General features: G+C 60.7%; 12 protein-coding genes. 4 read left to right on the top strand and 8 right to left on the bottom strand.

All coding sequences use genetic code 11. The features are described from left to right. Positions 1 to 39: 39 nt before the first annotated feature. The 6 genes from ASG47_RS19925 to ASG47_RS19900 all read right to left on the bottom strand — a co-directional run bounded on the left by ASG47_RS19925 (position 40) and on the right by ASG47_RS19900 (position 6,658). On the bottom strand, positions 40 to 939 hold the full coding sequence (locus ASG47_RS19925; protein ID WP_061911997.1) for a carbohydrate kinase family protein: 900 nt from the start codon (positions 937 to 939) through the stop codon (positions 40 to 42). Next, complete coding sequence (locus ASG47_RS19920) at positions 936 to 2,003, bottom strand: ABC transporter ATP-binding protein (protein WP_061911996.1); 1,068 nt, start codon at positions 2,001 to 2,003, stop codon at positions 936 to 938. Before ASG47_RS19920 ends, ASG47_RS19925 begins: the two co-directional genes overlap by 4 nt. Next, positions 2,003 to 3,511 carry an argininosuccinate lyase gene (gene argH / locus ASG47_RS19915; RefSeq protein ID WP_061911995.1) on the bottom strand — a complete coding sequence of 503 codons (1,509 nt, stop codon included), beginning with the start codon at positions 3,509 to 3,511 and terminating at the stop codon, positions 2,003 to 2,005. The genes ASG47_RS19920 and argH overlap by 1 nt, the downstream gene beginning before the upstream one ends. A gap of 3 nt (positions 3,512 to 3,514) precedes the next feature. Next, positions 3,515 to 4,366: a carbohydrate ABC transporter permease gene (locus tag ASG47_RS19910; RefSeq protein ID WP_046142685.1), complete on the bottom strand. Its 852-nt coding sequence runs from the start codon at positions 4,364 to 4,366 to the stop codon at positions 3,515 to 3,517. After that, positions 4,363 to 5,295 (bottom strand): carbohydrate ABC transporter permease, encoded by a 933-nt coding sequence (locus ASG47_RS19905; protein ID WP_061911994.1) that lies wholly within the window; start codon positions 5,293 to 5,295, stop codon positions 4,363 to 4,365. The genes ASG47_RS19910 and ASG47_RS19905 overlap by 4 nt, the downstream gene beginning before the upstream one ends. A gap of 127 nt (positions 5,296 to 5,422) precedes the next feature. Then, positions 5,423 to 6,658: an extracellular solute-binding protein gene (locus ASG47_RS19900; protein ID WP_061911993.1), complete on the bottom strand. Its 1,236-nt coding sequence runs from the start codon at positions 6,656 to 6,658 to the stop codon at positions 5,423 to 5,425. 193 nt (positions 6,659 to 6,851) lie between these two features. Here ASG47_RS19900 and ASG47_RS19895 point away from each other — a divergent pair, with 193 nt between their 5' ends. The 3 genes from ASG47_RS19895 (at position 6,852) to ASG47_RS19885 (ending at position 11,360) form a co-directional block, all read left to right on the top strand. Continuing rightward, positions 6,852 to 8,075: an ROK family protein gene (locus ASG47_RS19895; RefSeq protein ID WP_046142688.1), complete on the top strand. Its 1,224-nt coding sequence runs from the start codon at positions 6,852 to 6,854 to the stop codon at positions 8,073 to 8,075. 89 nt (positions 8,076 to 8,164) lie between these two features. Next, entirely contained in the window at positions 8,165 to 10,504 is a 2,340-nt protein-coding gene (locus ASG47_RS19890) for a PIG-L family deacetylase (protein ID WP_061911992.1), read from the top strand. A gap of 1 nt (position 10,505) precedes the next feature. Continuing rightward, positions 10,506 to 11,360: a DMT family transporter gene (locus ASG47_RS19885; RefSeq protein ID WP_061911991.1), complete on the top strand. Its 855-nt coding sequence runs from the start codon at positions 10,506 to 10,508 to the stop codon at positions 11,358 to 11,360. 103 nt (positions 11,361 to 11,463) lie between these two features. On the opposite strand, the gene ASG47_RS19880 is transcribed toward ASG47_RS19885, so the two are convergent. After that, complete coding sequence (locus tag ASG47_RS19880; RefSeq protein ID WP_061911990.1) at positions 11,464 to 13,968, bottom strand: PIG-L family deacetylase; 2,505 nt, start codon at positions 13,966 to 13,968, stop codon at positions 11,464 to 11,466. Positions 13,969 to 14,273: 305 nt separating this feature from the next. Between ASG47_RS19880 and ASG47_RS19875 the strand changes: the two genes are divergently transcribed. Further along, entirely contained in the window at positions 14,274 to 15,401 is a 1,128-nt protein-coding gene (locus ASG47_RS19875; RefSeq protein WP_061911989.1) for a PLP-dependent cysteine synthase family protein, read from the top strand. A 167-nt stretch (positions 15,402 to 15,568) separates the two neighbouring features. Here the strand turns inward: ASG47_RS19875 and ASG47_RS21165 are convergent, their stop codons facing one another. After that, positions 15,569 to 17,503 carry an alpha/beta fold hydrolase gene (locus ASG47_RS21165; protein WP_244487147.1) on the bottom strand — a complete coding sequence of 645 codons (1,935 nt, stop codon included), beginning with the start codon at positions 17,501 to 17,503 and terminating at the stop codon, positions 15,569 to 15,571. Between the last annotated feature and the right edge of the window lie 122 nt (positions 17,504 to 17,625).

Raw genomic sequence — 17,625 nt, 5'->3', positions numbered from 1 at the left:
CGCAGCAAGACTCAGCCTTTCAGACGCCGCGCAAAATCCTCAAACAGCGCGCCGAAGACTGCCCGTCCCGCCAGAGGCCTGAACGGAGAGTGTTCCGGCTTCGACCGCGGTCGCCAGCGCCGTTGAAAGCTCAGAGCCATTGAGCCAGGCGTGGAGGAATCCGGCGTTGAACGCATCGCCTGCCCCTGTCGTATCGACGACGGAAACCTTTGGGCTCGGAAGCGCAATCGTATCGGGACCTGAGGCAAGCATGGCGCCTTCGGCGCCGCGCTTCAGGACAACAATGGGAAAGTGACGTCGGAGAACTGCGAGTGCGGCTTCGGGCTCAGCCTCCCCGGTCAGAGCTTCTGCTTCTTCCATGTTGGGCAGGAAGAGATCGACTCCCGCGGCCCGTTCGAAGAAGAGGGGATCGTGGATCAGGTCCGCATCCCAGCTCGGGTCAAGCGAAACCGTCAGCCCTTGGCTTTTCGCGCTTGCGATCGCGTCGGGCATTTCGTGAAGCGTTGCATATTCGGCAATGTGGAGATGACTCACCCCGGAATGAGTCAAAGCCGCCTCAAAGCCGGCGGGTCGAGCATGGCCGGCCCGGCGCGAGAGAAAGGCGCGATCGCCATCATGAACCATCACGACGGTCAGCTGCGGCCCCGCACTCTCATGCCGATCCAGAAACGTCAGGTCGATCCCGAGTTGTTCGATCTGCTCCGAGAGCGCCAGGGACAGTGCATCGGTGCCGAAGCGTGCGAGCAGCATGGAATGACGCCCTAGCGCTGAAAGGTGGGCCGAGGTGATCAGCGCACCACCCCCTGGGGTCAGGGCAAAGTCGCGGGCAAAGAGCTCCCGCCCCAAGGCCGGCATGCCGTCGAGCCCGCGAAACACCATGTCGCAATAGATGCGACCAAGATTGAGGACAGCCCCGGCGCGGGGCGAAGACGATGTCATGCGCGGCCCAAAGCCTTTTCGCTGACGGCATCGAAAAGGTAGAGCGATCCAGTGCCGGCGTGAACCGAGACCGTGCTGCCGATCTGCGGCACGACCCGGCCTGGCGCCGTGGCGATCACCTGCGCCTTTCCAAGAGTGAGATGCACCAAGGTTTCCGAGCCCAGCGGTTCAACCGCTTCCACCGTGCCCGACGCCGAAAGCCCGGCGCCACCGAACTCGCCCACGACGAGATCATGGGGACGCACGCCAACCAGCACCTTGCCGTCATGGGTGGGAAGGTTAAGTCCTGAAGTCCCTGCCCCCTCGATGCTCAATGCGCCGCCGGCAATCGTGCCCTCGGCCATATTCATCGACGGACTGCCGATAAAGCGCGCGGTGAAAACATCGACCGGGTTCTCATAAAGGTCGGTCGGCGTTCCGACTTGCAGGATATTGCCATCGCGCATGACGACGATCTTGTCTGCCATGGTCATGGCCTCGACCTGATCGTGCGTCACATAGACGATTGTTGTGCCAAGCCGGCGATGAAGGTTCTTGATCTCGAGGCGCATCTGCGCGCGCAATTGCGCATCGAGATTGGATAATGGCTCGTCAAAGAGGAACGCGGCTGGATCACGCACCATGGCGCGGCCGATGGCAACGCGCTGACGCTGCCCACCCGAAAGCGCCGCGGGACGGCGATCGAGCAGCTTTTCGAGCCCGAGAATCTTGCCGGTCTCTTCGATCCGCTTCCGCTTTTCGGCCTTCGACAGCTTTGAGGTATAAAGGCCAAAGCCGATATTCTGGCCCACGGTCATGTGCGGATAGATGGCGTAGTTCTGAAAGACCATGGCAATATTGCGCTGCTTGGGCTCGCGCTGGTTCACCACGTCTCCGCCAATCAAGAGATTGCCGCCCGAAATATCCTCGAGGCCTGCAATCATGCGCAGCGTTGTCGACTTGCCGCAGCCCGATGGGCCAACGAAAACGACGAATTCGCCATCCTCGATGGTCAGATCAATGCCATGGACGGCGCGGGTCTTGCCGTATTCCTTGACCAGCTTCTGCAGTTCGATCTTGGCCATCAGGCGGTTCCCTTCAATGCGCCGAAGCGTTCTTTGAGCATGCGCGCGGCATCAGCCTGGCGGCGCAGGATTTTGTCAAAAGTGTCTGAGAGACGCTGGGCGTCCTGCCGATAGCCGGCAATGGCCGCGTTTAGCGGTTCCGGTGCTGGTCCACCAAAGCGCGTGCGCACGGCAACGAAATATTCCGGCGAGACGATCTCGGCAAAGCTCGTTTCATCAAGCGCCGAAGTACGCCCAGTCGCCTTCTCAAAAGCCAAAGTGAATGGCCCAAAACCATCGCTGACGAGATCGCCACCCATCGCGACAACGGCTTTGGCAACGGAAGCCGCGATCTCGTGCCCCTCGCGGAAGGACAGCCCTTCGCGCCGAACGAGCGAGTCTGCCAGCTCGGTAATGGTGATGCAGGAGCGCGCAATATTGTCCCGCACGCGTTTGGGATCGATGCGGATTTGCTCGACCAGTGGCGCAAGAAGATCGAGCACGCGATAGGCTGAAGAAAACGCCTGATAGCCCATGGCCTGCGTTTCTCCTTCGCTGTCGTTCATATCGGTGAATGGCGTATTGTGCATCACCGTCAGCATGGCCTGTGCCCGGCCGGCAGTCTGGCTCGCCAGATGCCGCAAATGCTCGATCGGCACCGGATTGCGTTTTTGCGGCATGATCGAAGAGATCTGCACGAGGCTATTGGGCACATAGATCTGCCCCACCTCAAAGCTGGTCCAGACCTGAAAGTCCTGGATCGGCCGCCCCAGATGCAGAAACAGCAACTGAATGGCCGAATAGGTCGAGGTGATGTAATCCACCCCGGCAATGCAGGAATAAGAATTCTGCAGTGGGGCCGCAAAGCCGAGGAGTTCGGCGACAAGCGCGCGATCGGTGGGGAAGCCAGTCGTTGTGATCGCAGCCGCGCCCATGGGCGAGTGCTCGACGATCCGATAGGCTTCAAAGAGCCTTTCGATATCGCGCCCGACGAACTCGACGATGGCTGAGAGATAATGCCCAAAGGTCGTCGGTTGCGCTGGCTGCCCGTGGGTATAGGCGACGATCAGGGTGTCCTTTTCGCGCTCTGCCGCTTCGATCAGCCTTGCATGCAGCTTCAACGCTTTGTCGATCAAGACATTGAGCCGCTCGCGCAGCCCGAGCTTGAAGAGCGTATGGTCGATATCGTTGCGCGAGCGCGCGGTATGAAGGCGTCCGCCAAGATCTGGCCCGACGCGCTTTTTCAGCTCTTTCTCGATGAGGAAGAAGAAGTCCTCCACCTCACCGGTATAGACGAGCGTTGTGGGATCGATCTCGGCATCGATGCTCTCGAGCGCCACGGCGATGTCGCGGGCCTGATCGGCACTCAGAATTCCGGTCTCGGCCAGCATCACCAGATGCGCGCGGTCGATGGAGCGGAACCCCTCGACATGGTGGTCCTTGGCACCATCAAAGAGCGGCGCCAGAACGGTTTCCTTATAGACCGGATCGGGGAAAACCGACTGATCAGAAGAACGGGGATCGGTCATGTCTTAACCCTTGAGGCCGGCCAGCATGACGCCACGAACGATGTAGCGCTGGAGAAGAAGGAAGACGAGGAGCGTCGGTATGGTGCCGATGGCGGCGCCGGTCATGATCAGCTCCCACTGGATGGACGCCTCGGCCGAAAAACTCGAGATGCCGACAGGCAGCGTATAGAGTTCCTTGGAGGTCGTGACGATCAGCGGCCAGAAGAAAGCCGTCCAGTTGCCGAGGAAGGTGAAGATGGCGAGCGCCGAAATCGCCGGCACCACCATGGGCATGGCAATTTTCCACCAGATGGTGAATTCGTTGAGCCCGTCGACACGAGCGGCTTCGAGGAAATCGTTGGGCACGCCTTCGAAGAACTGCTTCATGAGGAATGTGCCGAAGGCCGTCATCATACCGGGAAACATGATGCCCCAATAGGAATTGAGCCAACCGAGCTGGCTCGACATCAGGTACCACGGGATCACCAGCATTTCGGTGGGGATCATCAGCGTCGACAGGATGGCGAGGAAAATAAAATAGCGACCGCGGAATTCGAATTTGGCCAGCGTGTAGCCGACGAGGCTGTCGAAGAACACGTTCGAGATCGTCACCGTAACGGCAATGATGGTCGAGTTGAGGAACCACTGCATGAAGCGGCCATCGCCCAGGACCTTGATATAATTGTCAAAGGTTGGCGCCGCCGGGATCAGCCTCAGGTCATAGACCTGGCCCGAGGTTTTGAGCGAAGTCGAAAACATGAAGAGAAGCGGCGTGATCATGATCAACCCGCCGATCAGCAGCAGGGTCCAGGCAATGATGCGGCCGGGGCGGATGTCGCGGCTATTCGCCTTGAGCTCGGTGGAGGTCACGGTCATTTCTTTTCCCTCAGCACATAGAGCTGGAGCAGGGATACGATGAGCAGGATGGTGAACAGCACCACGGTTTGCGCGGCCGCATAGCCCATCTGATAGGATGAGAAGGCGGTCTGGTAGATCATCAGCACCAGCGGCTTGGTCGAATTGAGCGGCCCGCCCGGATCATTCGAGGTCATATTGTAGACCTGGTCGAAGATGCGCAGGAACCCGATCGAAGAGAACACGACAAGGAAAACGGTGGTGGGCTTTAGGAGGGGAATGGTGATCTTCCGAAGGATTGCCCAATCACCCAGCCCGTCGATCTTCGCAGCCTCATAAAAGGTGCTGGGAATGGCGCGTAGCCCGGCCATGAAGATGATGATCTGGAACCCGAGCCCGGCCCAGATCGCCGGGATCAGGATCGAGAAGAGCGCCTGGTCGACCGAGCGCAAAAATGGCTGCTGCGGAATGCCAACCGAGGACAAAAAGCCATTGATTACCCCGATCGGCACCGGCTGGTAAAACCAGCGCCAGACCCAACCCATGGCTGCAGCCGTCGTCAGGAAGGGCAGGAAATAAAGGGCACGGATAAATCCGTGCATCAGCTTCACGCGATCAAGGTAATAGGCGATCACGAAGGAGATGACGAGGCTCACCGGCGTGCCGATGATGAGGTAAAGAAAAGTGTTCTGGAAGACTTTCCAGAAAACCGGATCGGCGAACATTTTTTGATAGTTCGCAAAGCCGATGAACTGTGCTGGCCGTAGCAGATCCCAATTGGTCAGCGACAGCCAAAAGGCCTGGAATGTCGGATAAAAGCGGATGCCCGCATAAAAGATGATCGGCACGGCGAGAAACGCCCAGGCCCAGATGACCCGCTTGGTGCTGATATTGAGACGGTCCCAGAAGCGCACCGGGCCTGTTTGTGAAATCGCGTTCGCCGACGCCATGTTCGCTCCTGCGAGAAGATGCGAGGGGTTGCCTTAGCGCCAAAATATCATCGGTCATCACCCCGGCGAAGGCCGGGGTGACAGTCGATGTCGTGGCGAAGTTCGCGCTCTTGAAAGAGCTTACCCCTTACTGACGACCCTGATCGATAATCGCCTGTTCGGCCGTAGCGGCCTGGGCAAGCGAGTCTTCGATCGACTGGCCTTCGAGCAGCACGCGATTGACCATGTCGATCGCGGTCTGGCGCTGTGCGGCTTCGTCGTAGAACTGGGTGGTCTGAGCGTATTCAAGACCCTTGAGGAACGGCCCGCGGATCGGATCGGCAAGGTTTGCTTCGGTCAGCGCCACGTCACGACGTGCCGGAAGTTCACCAACCGTTTCGAGCCAGATTTCCATCGCTTCGGGCGAGGAGATATACTGCAGGAACTTCTGCGCGGCTGCGAGCTCCTCTCCGGTCGAGGTCGCCCCGATACCGTTGGCAAAATAGCTCGAATAGTTCGAGCGCATGCCATTGGCGTCAGCGGGCAGTTCCACTACGCCCCATTCGAAGGGGTTATCGGCAAAGGCCCCGAGACGGAACGTGCCATCGATGGTCATGGCGGCAAGACCTGCGCGGAACGCCGCCTGGCCTTCATCCATGAAGCCGACGAGGCCGACCTTCTTTTCGGTTTGAAGGTCGGTATAGAACTTCAGGGCCGCAGCGCCGGCCGCGTCGTTATAGGCAACGTTGCCTTCGGCATCATAGGGGACGCCACCGTTCTGGCGCACAAGAACTTCACGCCACCAGTGGTGATCCTGGCCGGCCATGTCCATGGTAATGCCAGCCGTCGTGATGTTGCCGCTGCCATCGCGCTTGGTCGTGGCTTCGGCAACTGCCAGAAGCTCGTCGAGCGTCTGCGGCGGTTCGACACCGGCTTCGTCGAGCAAGGCCTTGTTGTAAAAGAGTGCCAGCGAGCGCACGGCGGTCGGCAAGCCATAATAATCGTCGCCACGCTTCATTGCCGAAACGATGGGGAAGAAGTCCGCTTCGATTTCCTCATGCGGGAACACGGCCGGGTCGAGCGGCTGGATCAAGCCGCCATTCACGAACTGGTCAGTCCAGCCATAAAAGAGCTGCACCACGTCCGGCCCCTGGCCGGCAACCTTGGCGGCAACAACGCGCGTCTGGTAGTCGGCATAGGGGAAAGTGGTCTGCTTGACCGTGATGTCCGGATTGGCAGCTTCGAACTTTTCGATCAGCTGGTCCATCGCCTGGACGCGGCTGTCAAATACATATTGCCAATATTCGATTTCCACGGCCCGGGCTGCGCCCATAGCGATGAAGCTGATGCCGGCAGCGAGCCCGGCTACATATGCCTTACGCATAAAGTCCCTCCATTGGAGCGTCGACCCTCCGACGCCTCTCATCCCTTAGGACGGCACACGCCGCCCGACAGGCCAGCAACGTCCAATATGTGACCGTCCCTTGTCAATAAAATAATCTACTTGAGTTATTGTGTCGCCTGGCTAGTCTTGCACCGCCCCGCCATGCTAGCGAGGCAGTGGGGGAGGCGGAAATTTGAACGGCCGCAGCAAGAAAGAGCTTCGTCAACGGGTCGCCATCGGGTCCAATCCCGAGCGCAATCGCGCGCACAATCGCCGCGTGGTGCTGGAGGTCATTCGCTTCCATGAACATCTCGGCCGCACCGAGATCGCGCGGCGCGCCCAGCTTACGCCCCAGGCCGTTGCCAATATTGTCGACGAGCTGCTCGAAGAAGGGCTTCTCGTTGAACTTGGTCGGCTCAGATCCGGTCGTGGACAGCCCCCCATCCAGTTCGCCGTCAATCCCAACGGCCCGATGACCGCTGGGGTCGAAATCGCCGCCGACCATATGGTGACCGCGCTTCTCGATCTTTCAGGCGGCGTGCGCGCCAAATCCATCCTGCCGCTTGAGGCCACGGGCCCCGATACCGTCCCTGACCAAGTGACAGCGGAAGTCCAGCGCCTCGAAGCCTCACTTGGCGCTGACCGCAGCAAGCTTCTCGGCATCGGCGTCGTCATGCCAGGTCCATTCGAGGTCGAGGGTATGAGCTCGGTCGGCCCCGCCACCCTTCCCGGCTGGACGGGCGTTGATGCGACTGCTCTTTTTGCCAAAGCTACGGGCCAGCAGGTCTTTGTCGAGAACGACGCCACGGCCGCTGTGGTCGGCGAACGTCTTTATGGCGCCGGTCGCCAGATCGGCAGCTTCTGTTACCTTTACTTCGGTGTCGGCCTTGGTCTCGGCGTCATCCAGGAAGGCCGCCCCTTGCGCGGCGCCTTCGGCAATGCCGGCGAAATCGGCCATGTCGGTCTCGTCCCCCGCAAGGGCAAGGTCCACTATGGCCCAGCCGGCGCACTCGAGCGTTTCGTCTCGGTCTTTGCTCTGCGCGAACGGCTCGCCATGGCCGGCATCTATGCAGCCACTGTCGATGACATCCAGACATTGCACGATAAGGCCGATCCGACGCTTGCCGAATGGATCGACATGGCTGCCGATTACCTTGCGCCCACCGTCGCCATGCTCGAAAACATCTTCGATCCAGAAACCGTCATTTTCGGCGGCGGCCTGCCCGATTCAGTGCTTGAAGCGGTCATCGCCGCGCTCGACCCCTTGCCCGTTTCCGTCGCAACGAGACGGCAACGCTCGCAACCCCGCGTCATCCGCGGCCAAACGGGCCAGTTGACGGCCGCGCTCGGCGCCGCCGCGCTGCCGCTCCTCGACACCGTCTCTCCCCATCTCAGCGTTTCCAACCCCGTCGGCTGACTTTTGTCACCCGTCGCCTCTCTTTGAGAGAGACGGGTGCAATGCCAGTGTGCCGTTCCAAAACGCCAACTACCAAGTCTGGACGAATAATGCTTACCGCTCCCGAACGCCTGCGCCGTCGCGCGGCCCAGCCCCGTCTCGTTGCTCTCGCCCGCGCCCTGTCCCGCCTCAAATCCACGGTGACGGTGATGAATACCGGCGCCCATCCCGATGACGAGCACAACGAAATGCTCGCCGCCATGCGCCACGAAATGGGCATGCGCATCATCGTCGCCTGCTCTACCCGCGGCGAGGGCGGGCAGAATACTCTGGGCCCCGAACGCGGCGGTGCGCTCGGCGTGTTGCGTTCGCGCGAAATGGAAGAAGCCGCCCGAGCCCTTGATGCCGACATCGCCTGGCTCGGCCATGGTCCCGACGACCCCGTGCAAGATTTCGGCTTCTCCAAATCCGGCAAGGACACCCTGGCGCGCTGGGGCGAAGAGCGCATTATCGATCGCCTCGTCCGCGCCTATCGCCAGTTCCGCCCCGATATTGTCATCCCGACCTTCCTCAACGTTCCCGGCCAGCACGGTCACCACCGCGCAATGACCGAGGCTGCCGAGCGCGCGCTCGCCCTTGCCGCCGATCCCGCTTACGAAACCGGAAATCTCTCAACCTGGACTGTCACGAAATTCTGTCTCCCCGCCTGGTCCGGCGGCGGCGACACCTATGACGACGAAGTCCCCCCGCCCAGGGCCAATCTTTTCGTCACGGCCACGGGCAACGATTTCGCCACCGGCATGCCCTTCTGGCAACTTGGCGAAATCTCCCGGGCCTTCCACGCCAGCCAGAACATGGGCCACTGGCGGCACCCCGGCGAAAGAACATGGCCGCTCCACGAGGTCGGTACCGATGCACCAGGAGGACTTTTCGATGACCTGCCCAAATCGCTCAGCGATCTCGGCCCGTCGCCTTATCTCGCCGCCGCCGGCGCTGCCCTCGCGCAGGCCATAGCTGCGTTCCCCGATAGCACCGCCATCCTGCCCGCTCTCAGCATTGCCCGCCGCGCCATCCGCGGCGCGCAGGAGGACATCGCCCCCGAGCACGCTCATCGTCTTGAGCGAAAGCTCGAAGAACTCGACGCGGCCACCGCCATCGCCGCCGGCATCGAAATCTACGCCTCGGTCTCCTCAACCAGCATCGCCCCTGGCGAAACAGCCGATCTGACCATCGAAGCCGAACCTGGCGAGGCCGAAAATATACGCGTGACCCCCATCACCTCTGACGCCTTCGTGCCCAGCGATGTGGTCAGTCTTTCTGGCGACAGTACGGCCATCGCACTTACCGCCCGCGCTGGTGCAAAGATCGAGAATGCCTTCCGCCCCGATTGGCAGAACCTTTATGCAAACGGCAATGTCTGGGTGCGCGTTGAGGCCGAGGTGAACGGCGAGGTCATCCGCTTTTTCCGCGACACCGAAGAAGACCTGCAGCTCGCCCCCGCCTACACGGTCGCGATCACCCCCGAGGCTCTTATTCTTCCGCTATCGGCCCCGGTGACGAAAAACGTCGCCCTCAAAACCGACATCGACTTCGGCCGCATCACTATCCCGAGCGCTCCCAGCCTGACCATCGAACGCCGTGAGAGCACTTTCGCCGTCAACTCCGATGTGCTCCTCACCGCCGGCCGCCACAGCCTACCTCTCCTCGTCGATGGCGCGCCGGCCTTCGGCGTCACCCCCATCGCCTATCCGCATATCGGCCGCACCCGTTTTGCCCGCCCGCTGTCACTCGACATCCTTGCGCTTAACCTGACGGTCCCCGACACCAAAATCGGCTATATCGGCGGCGGCTCCGACCGCGTCGGCATCTGGCTCGACCGCATGAGCGCCAACATCACCGAACTCGATGCCGAAGCCCTCGCGGGCGATCTCTCGGCCTATGACACCATCGTCATCGGCATTTTCGCCTTCGGCCTCCGCCCGGACCTCAGGGCTGCAACGCAAAAACTCCACCGCTGGGTCGAAGCTGGCGGCCATCTCGTCACGCTCTATCACCGCCCCAGCGATGGCTGGATCGCGGACGAAACACCGCCGCGCCCAATCAACATCGGCAGTCCATCACTGCGCTGGCGCACCACCAATCCCGCCGCCGAGGTGAAATTCCTCGACCCCCAGCACAAGCTCCTCATCGGCCCCAATCGCATCACCGCGGACGATTTCGCCGGCTGGGACAAGGAACGTGGGCTCTACTTCGCCTCCGCCTGGGACGGCGCCTATGTCCCTTTCCTCGCCATGAGCGACGCCGGTGAAGAATCCCTCATCGGCTCATTGCTTTCGGCCGAGATCGGTGACGGTCGTCACACCCATACGAGCCTTGTTCTCCATCACCAGTTGGACAAGCTCGTCCCCGGCGCTTTCCGGCTCATGGCCAATCTTCTCCAGTCTGCGTGATATGGAGACCAATCTATCGCGAGCCGGATATCTTTGGCTCGCGAGCGACATGGTGCTCGTGACCTTCATGACCGTGCTCGTGAAGATGGGCGGCGCCAGCTATCCCGCTGTGCAGATGGTTTTCATCCGCTCGCTCATCGGCCTTGTCAGCGTCCTCCCGCTCGCCTGGCGTCACCGCCAGGCTTTGCGAGAAGCCAGGCAATGGGGCCGCCACGCTTTCCGCGTGCTCTGTAACACCCTTGCCCTTAATGCCAACTTCGCCGCGCTCACCGCCCTGCCCTTGGCCCTTGCCAATGCTATCGGCTTCATGCGCCCGCTCGTCGTCCTGGGGCTCGCGACCTTTCTCCTTGGCGAACGATCCGGCCCCTGGCGCTGGATCGGCGCTGCCATCGGTTTTCTCGGCGTCCTCGTCATGGTCGCCCCGGGGGAAATCACATGGAACTTCGGGCTCTTGGCCGCCCTTGCTTCAGTCCTTTTCGGCTCCCTCGCCACCGTTCAGACCCGCGCCCTCGCCAAGGAAAACACGACGGTCCTGATGGTTTTCTACACCGTCGGCCTCACGGTCTTCACTTTCATCCCCGCCGCCTTCTCGTGGAAACCGGTCGCATCAGCCGACTGGCCCCTGCTGCTTGCCATCGGCGTCCTGGCCCAGATCGGCCAATACTGTTTCCTCCGCGCCTATCAGTCGACCCCGGCTAATCTGCTCGCCCCCGTCGGTTATCTGTCCATCGTCCTCGCCAGCCTCGCCGGATTCCTAGCCTTTGGCGAAGTGCCAGCGCCCACAACGCTCATCGGCACCGCCATCATCATCGGCGCCCTGATCCTGACGACCCGCCCCGACCGCCCAGAGCCCTGAACCCCCAAAAAAAAGACCCCCGGCCTGGCATGGCCGAGGGTTTCGCCGCGTTAGGAGGCACGGCAGCGGCTCGCGCTGGGAGCTTAAGCGAGCCGAAGGTGTTTCAGCGCTTGGCCGGCTGGATCAGGTTAGCCATGATGCGGAAGGCGCCGGGGGTCAGCTTGTCTAGCTGGTGATGAAGCACGAGGCTGGTATGGGTGTGACGCCCTTCGCCGATTTCCGCCGACAGCAGCGAACCTTTGAGCGGTTCCTCGCCCGCATCGGCCATGGCGAGCAGCGGCACATAGGCCTCGTCCCATTCCGAGGCGAAATAAAGCCCACGCTCTTTGTCCCAGTTGTCCCAGTCTTCTTTGGTAATGGCATTGGGGTAGTTGAGAAGCGGATGGTCTGGCTCGAGCACGTCCACGGTCGACTTGGCATCGGTCACGCGATAGCGGATCGAAGGCGAACCGATCTTGAGGAAAGCCAGCGGCACGGTCTCCGGATCCCAGCCGTCCGACGGACGGTGGTAGAGCGTCACAAGGTGACCGCCATTCTTCACCCATTCATGGATACCCGGCAGCGCTGCGACAAGATCGGGGCGGCGACCGAAGGAGAAAATGCCAACGACCAAAGTGTCGAGATCGCGATAAGCGCCTGCCTCCATATCGGCCGGGCTCAGTTCCTTAAGATCAACGCCAAGGCGATTGAGCCAGGTCGCGACATTATCATTGCCCCCACCGATATAGCCGATCCGCCCTTCAGGAATGACCGCACCAACCGACTGCACCGGCACCGCCACTTCCGTCGGCACCACCGACCGCCCGATATGGGGATAGGTGAAGACATTGATGGCGTAAGCCTCCTTTCCAAGGAGCTTTGGCGCAATGGTGATGCGCTCGGTGCCAAGTTCAGCCGGCGGCGTCAGTTCGAACGTGCCCGCTTCCGAGCCCGTCTCACCCTTCGCCGCCATGACCCAACCTTCGGGCAATTGGAAGTCGAGGTCCGCCGTCGTGCCGCCTGAAACCACGGCGGTGAAAGCCACCGGCGAGATTTCGCTTTCGGTATTGAACACCACCGCATCCGGCTTGAGCTCAAGCGAGGCTTCCGGCAGAACACGGAGTGCATCCTCAAGATCGACATCGAGCACGGCCTTATGGCCGGCAATCGTCGCCGTCAGACGCACGAAGGCATCGCCATTACCACCGAGCGGATCAAATTGCTCGGTCAGAGGATTGGTCAGCGCGGCATCGTCCGCAACGCTCACCTTGACACCATCCTCAGCCGTTTTGCCGGTAATGCCGTTGCGGGCAACCACCTGGACGGAATCCACTGTGATGGTATCCGGCGCATCGACCATCGCCTTGACGATGATGTCTTCGCCCGGGTGGAGATCGGCACCATCTGTATAGGCGCGCACGCGCATGCCAGCCGCCGTCGCGAGCGCCAGATCGACTTCCCTGATCTTGCGATCGAGCCGGTGTACGACCTGGTCTTCGAGTTCTGCCGGCAGCGTCGAACGGGCTTCGGAAACGGCCTTGCCGATCTCGACAAGGCGCTTCACAACTTCGACCGGATCGCCATAATCGGCCAGCGCTTCATCGATCAGCCCCTGCGCATTGCGCAGCGCGTCAGCCGAAGCCGCCGGCATGCCATCGAGTTCGGCAATGTGGCCGACCGTGGCGATCAGACCGTCGCGAATGTCACTCTCTTTCCTGCCGGCTTCGCCATTGGCAGCCCAGGAGAGGTTGATCGGCCATTCGGTCTGCGGATCAGGCCGCCAGGTCCCCATCCCTTGCGTCAGGTGACAGGACCGCGACCATTCGCCCATCTGCGGGAACGTGGCGCCGGAAATCGGATCGCGTTCGGGCGCACGCACGACGAGCGTCGTCGGCGGCGGCGGCGTTTCGTCGTCATAGACACCGCCACCACCACCCCATGCCGGCTGGTAGATCTTGGGGACGGTCCAGGTCTTCAAGCCGGCCGCGATCTGGTCCGGAAATTCTTCGGCATTGCCCGAAATGTCGGCCACGATAAAGGTCGCGACATTGGCTGCACGATGGTGGCCGTGCTGCCCGCCAACATCGAGGAAGCAGTTCATGATCACGTCGGGCTTATAGTGGCGCACCGCCCAGGTCATGCGCTCGATCACGCGGTCGCGGCCCCAGCGGTCGATCGTTTGGTTGGGGTCCTTTGAAAACCCGAAGTCATGCATATTGTCGTGGTGGCCCTGGCTACCAAAGGCCAGAGAGGCATCGAGCGAGCGTGAGGCTTCGGTGATCTCGCGCGTGCGCAGCACGCCTAAGACCGAACCACGTTCCGGCCCGATTGCGTTCTGCCCGCCTTCCCCGCGCGTGATGCAATACAGCACTGGGCGGATGCCATAGACATGGCGCAGGGCCGCCAGCATGCCGCTCGGCTCGTCGTCGGGATGCGCCCCGGTCGTCATCAAGGTGACGGTGGAGGTCAAACGTTCGAGCTGGCGATAGAGTTTGACGATCGCTGGCTCGCCCTTTTGTGCAGCAATCAGCTCAAGATCCGAAGCAGGAGCAGCCCAGGCTGGAATTTGTGTGGCAGCCAAGAGCGGCGGCACCGACGCGATGAAAGTTCGACGGGTCAAACGCGGCATGAACGAGTTCCTCTCCTTACGCTGCCAGCGTCGCCACCCCTCCGGCCGGCCGACATGACAGCTTCAAGACAGGACTATGTGAGCCCGATTAACTTAACTCAAGTGTGTTAATGTCGATTTGTCTCACGAAATTGATGAAGCCTGTGTTCCAGAGAACCTTTCAGCCGATTCAGCTCTTTGAGAGGCGACAAGACGCTACCAAGATCAAGGTGCCATATAGCCAACGTCCAAAATCTAAAATTGACCCATTCCACAGAACATCGTACCCTCTGAGGCACTTTAGATAGCAAGATGTTGCTCAGAAGATGGCCACTGAAGAAAAAACAGAATCCTGGTCGAGCAGGGCTATCCGCCTGCTGGATGCAGACGCCCAGCGTTCCGCCGACTCTCATCTCATCCCGATGGCGTTGCCCGGTTTTCCGAATGTGGATTTCTATTTCAAAGACGAGTCATGTCATCCGACGGGTAGCCTCAAACATCGCCTAGCTCGCTCGCTCATCCTCTATGGTCTCTGCAATGGAGTAATCGGTCCTGATACTGCGCTCGTCGAAGCGTCTTCAGGCTCCACCGCCGTCAGTGAGGCCTATTACGCCCGTCTGCTCGGTCTGACATTCTATGCTGTCCTGCCGCGAACAACATCCTGCACCAAAATCGAAGCCATCGAGCAATATGGGGGGCACTGCGTTTTTGTCGACGAGCCCTCGGCCATCTACGATGAAGCCAGAAATTTGGCAGCCCGTACCGGCGGCCACTATCTCGATCAGTTCACTTTTGCCGAGCGCGCGACCGACTGGCGCGGCAACAACAATATCGCCGAGTCGATTTTCCGCCAGATGGCCATGGAGCGCCACCCGATCCCGCGCTGGGTTGTCATGAGCCCAGGCACGGGCGGCACATCGGCAACGATCGGCCGCTATATTCTCTATAAGAGCCTTCCAACCGAACTCTGCGTCCCCGACCCGGAATTTTCCGCCTTCTACGAAGGCTGGACCGAGACGGGCAGCACCTGTTGCTGCAAACGAGGCAGCCGCATCGAAGGCATTGGTCGCCCGCGCATGGAAGCTTCGTTCTTGCCCAATGTTGTCGATGCGATGCTGAAAATCCCCGACTCCGCCTCGATAGCCGCCACCCGCGTACTCTCAAAGCGCCTGAGCCGCCGCGTCGGCGGCTCGACCGGAACGAATTTCATCGGTCTCTTATGGGCTGCATCAGGAATGCTCAGTCGCAACGACGCTGGTTCCGTTGTCTCGCTCATCTGCGACAGCGGCGAACGATACGCCCAGACCTATTTTTCGGACGACTGGTTGATCGAGCAGGGCATCGACATCACCGAGGATATGGATCGCATCGAGAAGGTCATGGCGACAGGCGATTTCGACACGGCCTTAATTCAGGGCCACTGCACTCAAGCCCAGCGTCGCCTCAGGGAATAGCAACCGTCAGAATAGCGGGCTGAAGTCAGAAAGAGACGTGCCACACGCCGATCCACGTCAAATCCGGATCACGTCGTTCGTATTAGGCGCGAACCGGAGCAGCAAAGCCCAATCGCTGCGCCGTCCGCTGCCGACCGTAAGGCCGGCAGCGACAAAGCAGAGAAAGATCAGTCAGCGACACCGGCTTCCGCCGCAAGCTGCCCCAACTTGACCTGGACCAAGAGGCTCAGCTCGTCATAGACGTTCCATTCGTCGACGATCTTGCCGTTCTTCCAGTGATAGTGGGTCATGCCCATCACCTGCACGCGCTTGCCGGTCGGGTCGCCCAGCGTGCCGAGAATGCCATAGCCGAGGTGATGGCCTTCCATCAGCCAGCGCACCGCAACCTTGGTGCCGCCCTCTTCGCAGGGATTTGAGGCCACGTGCTGGATTTCGAACGAGGCGTCGGGCAGCGAGCCGATGAGCCCGAGATGCTGATGGATGATGGCCGCCTGGCCATAAAGCTCTTTCATCAGCGGGCCATGATACTGCGCATTCGGCGCATAATCGCGCGCGATCTGGCCGAACATGCGCTTGGTGAAAACCTCATGCAGCATTTCGATCGTCTGCGCTTCGATGTCGTTATGCGCGAGCGAGGTATCGGCCTTTTCGGTCGGCGGGGTCTGGCCGAGGAAGCGGCGGTTCTCGCCGATATCGAGCGAGATCAGGCCAGCATCGAACTTGGCCTTGGCAGTCTTCATGGCAAAATGATGCGGATCGAGCCCGAGCTGCTGGATGATGGCCATGGTGTCGGCCACGACCCATTCGCGATAGATCTTGTTCTGATGGATCATGCAGTCGGCAATGGTGCGGCTGACGAAAGGCCTGCCGGTCGGCTGGCCAAGATGACCATATTGGGTATGGCGGCCTGAGCCGGTCACGAGGTGGCTCGTATAAAAGCCATCCTGATCATTGCCGTTCCAGATCACCTGGGTACCCATGCCGCGGCGCTCAGGGAAGGACACGAGACGCTGGATGGTGTCACGCACTACGTCTTCGCGATTATAGATCGTACCCGTCGTGCCATAGAGCACGCAGTTATGGGTATAGTGCGTGTAGATCAGCCCGATATCGCGCTCATCCCAAATCTTGTGGGTGCAGCGAATGATGTAGTCGACGATATCGGTATAGATATCATCGAACCCCTCGAGCGATTGCGAGCGCGGCCGATCGGTCGGCGCTAGATCGGGATAATCGCGGCGCTCCACCTGCAGCACGTTTTCAACGGCGACGGGCGAAGCGCCCTTGGTCTGGGATTTGCTCGTTGCGTCGCTCATTTCCGCTCCTTGGGTCTGTGACGGCTCATTCGAGAGAGTAACGTTTGTCCAAGCCAGCCAGTCGCGCACATGACGCGCCACAGCGGCGGGATTTTCAAGCGGGCTGAAGTGCCCCGCCTTGGGAATGGTAAAATAGCGCGCCCCGGCAATGCCGCGCGCCAGTTCTTCATGCGCCTCGAGCGGGCACACCTGTTCATCTGCCCCCGCGAGCACCAGGGTCGGCACAGCAATCGCGCCAAGCCGCAGCCGGCCATCGGCGCGCGCAATGGCGATCTCCGATTGCTCGGCCAACACATCCGCGCCGGCATCCTCGGCCATGGCAATAAGCAGCTGTCTGAGCGTGGCATTGTGAGCGTGAACCGGCGACACGAGCTTCGTCCAGCTCTCTCCAATATAGGAGGCCATTCCATTCTGCCGAGCCTTTTCGATGGCGTCGCGCCGCACGGCCCAGTTCGCCTCCGGGTCGGGCCGCGCCGTCGTGTCGATGAGGGCGAGCCGCTCGACCCGCTCTGGCGCTTGCGCCATCATGTCCAGCGCCACGATCCCGCCCAGCGAAACGCCAAGCAGTGAAAATCGCTTGGGCAGGTCTTTAAGGAGTTTCGTGGCCATCGCCTCGGCAGATTGTGCACCAGTCAGCGGCGCGATCTGGACATGGGGATGATCGAGTTCAGCCAAGAGTGGCGCGAACAACCGCGCATCGCAAACCGTACCGGGCAGAAGCACCAATGGGGGCTGGTCGGCGCCCTCATCTCGATGCTCCAGTTTGGGATTGGCGTGCGTGTTCATCTTGACCGATCAGAGGGGAGCTCCAACCAAAGATGGATGCTCATTTCGCAAAAAACTCTGGCAAATTTTGAATACGTATGCAAGATCAATCTCACCTCATGGGCGGCTCTCAACGTTACCGG

The sequence above is a fragment of the Devosia sp. Leaf420 genome, from assembly GCF_001425445.1.
Lineage (GTDB): Bacteria > Pseudomonadota > Alphaproteobacteria > Rhizobiales > Devosiaceae > Devosia.
The sequence above is the reverse complement of the archived record's forward strand: the minus strand, read 5'-3'. Positions and strand labels throughout refer to the sequence as shown.